Origin of the sequence: Bradyrhizobium sp. NBAIM08, assembly GCF_020193935.1 — a bacterium.
GTDB classification, from domain to species: Bacteria; Pseudomonadota; Alphaproteobacteria; order Rhizobiales; family Xanthobacteraceae; genus Bradyrhizobium; species Bradyrhizobium yuanmingense.
Genome location: NZ_JADYVR010000149.1, coordinates 1 through 475 on the forward strand (window position 1 = coordinate 1; position 475 = coordinate 475).

Annotated in this window: 1 protein-coding gene; it reads right to left on the minus strand. The window is 72.6% G+C overall.

Annotated elements, in window-relative coordinates; all coding sequences use genetic code 11:
• A partial coding sequence (locus I6F37_RS38850) for a pyridoxamine 5'-phosphate oxidase family protein (protein WP_225154198.1) occupies positions 1 to 456 on the minus strand: 456 nt, incomplete at its 3' end.
• Between the last annotated feature and the right edge of the window lie 19 nt (positions 457 to 475).

Genomic DNA, 475 nt, shown 5'->3' on the forward strand with positions numbered 1-475 from the left:
GCGATCGAGGGTGGGGCGCCCGCCTTGGAAGTCGTAGAGCGGTACGCCGAAGCCGCAGGAGGTCTGCACGAGATCGATGTCGAGGCGTACGATCTGGCGCGCGCCGGGGGGCTCGCGGCCCGCGAAGGCCGTCGCGAGCAGCTCGGCGTAGGCGCCGCCGCCGCGTGCCAGCACGGCGCCCCGTCCGTAGAGCCGCAGGATCGACGGCGCGCCGTCGAAGGCGCAGAACATCACGGTGAGGCGGCCGTCCGCCCGAAGATGCGCCGCGGTCTCGTTCCCGCTGCCGGTCCGGTCGAGATAGGCCACCGCGTCTGGGCCGAGCACGCGGAAGGCGTCGGCGCCGCGCGGAGACAGGTTGACGTGCGCGCCCGCGGCCGCCGAGGCCGTGAAGAAGATGTGCTGGCGTCCGATGAAGGCGATCGAGCGCTCGTCGAGAGCCGGGAACTGCTTCGCCACGGATCGGTCCTTTCGGGAG